Source organism: Massilia aurea, assembly GCF_040790145.1.
GTDB lineage: Bacteria > Pseudomonadota > Gammaproteobacteria > Burkholderiales > Burkholderiaceae_D > Telluria > Telluria aurea_C.
Window position 1 is genome coordinate 1 of record NZ_JBFMMP010000038.1, and the last position, 2791, is coordinate 2791.

The following is a 2791-nucleotide window of genomic DNA, read 5'->3' on the forward strand; positions in this document are numbered from 1 at the left end:
GTGAAAGTAGGTTATCGTCAGGCTAGTTATTAGAAAAGCCCCGCTCAGAGATTCTGAGCGGGGCTTTTCGCTTTGGGCTATCGATAAATCCAAGCTCGATCTGAGCAATCTCAACGCTCGTTTCACCACGCCGGCGCGCTGCCCGGCGCCTCCTCATGACCATACGCAAAGTTATAGCGACGTCCGCCACTTACGCTGACCCTCTCTAGTTCACTTAAGCAATATTGGCGAGTGTTGCATTGTTGAGCAAAAACATTGCCGTAAAGAGCATATCGGACAGAAAACTTTGCTTTCCGTCCGGAATCAATCGTGCACTATCAATCGTGTGTATAATTTTCTGTTACCCCTGAAACTTTGTGAGTTGGTAGTTAAATGCCAACTGGGGAGGATCCTTTCTCACCTCTATTGAAGTAGCCATCCAATGAACATATTTTCCGCACTCAGCACCCGTGCAAAACTCGGCGTCGGATTTGGCCTGGTCGGCATTCTGATCATCCTGCTCGCGCTGTTTGCCTGGCGTGAGTTAGGAAGTGTTGGTCAGGAACTGGCTACACAGAATGCTGTCCGTACGACCAAGCTCGAGCGCTTATACGCGCTGCGTGAATCACTCGCGCAAACCGGGCTCGCCGCGCGCAATGCCTACATCCTCCCGGACGCAACCCAGGCCCAGCGCGAGCTGGCTCTGCTCGACGAGCAAAAGGCCGGCTTCCTCAAAGAATTGCAGGCTCTGGCGCCCCTGTTTGAAGGAAATGTAGACTTCGCGACCATGCGTACCGGCCTGCTACGCATGGCCGAAGAGCTGAATCGGCCCAGGCGCTACCGCGATGCGGAGCAGATGATGGAATTTGGTGCGTTCCTGGTCAATGAGTGTAGTCCACTGCGCCGGCAAAACGTGCTGGACATTGATCGTGTGATCACAGCAGTGCAAAAGCAGGTTGAAGCAGGCACTCTATCGGCCGAACAGTCGATCACCTCAGCGCAAATGACGATCATCGCTGTCGCGCTCGCTGCCGTGGTCATCAGTGTTCTCGTTGGCGGCGCCATCACCGCGCACTTGCTGCGCCAGCTGGGCGGCGAACCGCTGGAAGTCAATCGCATCGCATCGGCGATCGCCTCGGGCGACCTTACGGTCAAGGTCCGTGTGCGTCACAACGACCGAGCAAGTGTCATGTATGCCATCCGCGAAATGCAGAGCAGCCTGCAGCGTATTGTTGCGCAAGTACGCGGCGGCACTGACCTGATTGCAAATGCATCGAGCGAAATTAGTGCTGGCAACAGCGATCTGTCCATGCGCACCGAACAGCAAGCTACTTCGCTCGGCCGCACGGCGACGTCGATGAAAGAACTCACGGCAGTGGTTGAGCAAAATACTTCACACGCCCGTCATGCCAATACGCTCGCGGCGTCGGCGAGTCAGGTCGCCAGTAAGGGCGGTACGGTTGTCACGGCGGTGGTGAGCACAATGCAGGAAATCAATGCATCTGCCCGCAAGATCTCGGACATCATCAGCGTCATCGATGGCATCGCATTCCAAACCAATATCTTGGCACTTAATGCCGCAGTGGAAGCTGCGCGCGCAGGTGAGCAAGGGCGCGGCTTTGCCGTGGTTGCCAGCGAGGTACGCAACCTGGCCCAACGTTCAGCCAGCGCGGCCAAAGAGATTGCCGCGCTGATTGGCGAATCGGTGGCCAAGGTAGATGCAGGGTCGAAGCTGGTCGAGCAGGCGGGCATGACGATGAAAGACATCGTGACAAGCGTTCAACATGTCAGTGGCATTATTGAAGAAATCACTGCGGCGAGCGAAGCGCAGAGAGCTGGCATCCAGGAGGTCAACCATGCGGTCGATCAAATGGATGAAGCAACCCAGCAAAACGCTGCGCTCGTCGAGCAAGCTGCGGCGTCGGCGGTAGCGCTCAATGAACAGGCAGGTAGCCTGTTGCGAACGGTTCGCGTGTTCCGCATCAATGCCGAGATCGATCCGCTAAAGATAGCGGCGTGAGCTGAATGGTCGACAACGTCGGCTTAGCCGGCGTTGTCCTTCAAACTAGTGCGCAGATCGATTAACTGACCGCGCAATGTCGCTGCTTCGTCCGCCGAGCACTTAGTCGCACGAAATACGGCGGCCATCACATCGGCGGCGTCTTGCTTGAGGGCCTTGCCTTCGTCGGTCAGGCTAATGATCACTTGCCGCTCATCACTGCGCGCACGGTTACGTTGCACCAGGCCCTGCGCTTCCATGCGCTTGAGTAGCGGGGTTAGCGTCGCTGAATCCAGGAACAGATGTTCTCCAATATCGGAGACCGTCAGCTGGTCCTGCTCCCACAACACCATCATGACAAGATACTGGGGATACGTCAGACCCAGTTTGGGGAGTACGCCGCGATACACCCGCATCATCGCCAGCGACGTCGAGTACAGGGCAAAGCACAGCTGATCGTCCAGGCGGGGCGTGACCGATGAGGGCAGGGAATTCGTCGTCATAAACTCAATATAGGTCGCGCACTAGATAATTGCAAGCGACGCTGCCCTATCAGGTCATGGATCATATGACATGATGAAGGTGACCGTCAGGCGTAGCGCCGTTGCGGTTCGGGTTCAGAATGCGCTTTTCAGATATATTCTTGGAGATCTCTTGCGCAATACGCCTAGCATTTGCTATAGTTCGCCTCCGCTTCGGCACTGACCGAAAATGTTAACGTAATCAAGTGGTTACGAGAGCAAGGTCTCCAGAGAAATCTGAGACGAAGCGAAAAGAAAGAGTTGACGAGATTTCGGAAACACAGCATAATCT

Annotated in this window: 2 protein-coding genes; one reads left to right on the top strand and one right to left on the bottom strand. The window is 55.6% G+C overall.

Annotated elements, in window-relative coordinates; all coding sequences use genetic code 11:
• Window positions 1-421: 421 nt before the first annotated feature.
• Window positions 422-1999: a methyl-accepting chemotaxis protein gene (locus tag AB2N08_RS22860; RefSeq protein ID WP_367613200.1), complete on the top strand. Its 1578-nt coding sequence runs from the start codon at window positions 422-424 to the stop codon at window positions 1997-1999.
• 23 nt (window positions 2000-2022) lie between these two features.
• Here the strand turns inward: AB2N08_RS22860 and AB2N08_RS22865 are convergent, their stop codons facing one another.
• Entirely contained in the window at window positions 2023-2481 is a 459-nt protein-coding gene (locus tag AB2N08_RS22865; protein ID WP_367613201.1) for a MarR family winged helix-turn-helix transcriptional regulator, read from the bottom strand.
• Window positions 2482-2791: the final 310 nt, after the last annotated feature.

Coding starts and splice junctions, on each gene's coding strand:
- AB2N08_RS22860 (WP_367613200.1), top strand. CDS start 422: ATGAACATATTTTCCGCACTCAGCACCCGTGCAAAACTCGGCGTCGGA.
- AB2N08_RS22865 (WP_367613201.1), bottom strand. CDS start 2,481: ATGACGACGAATTCCCTGCCCTCATCGGTCACGCCCCGCCTGGACGAT.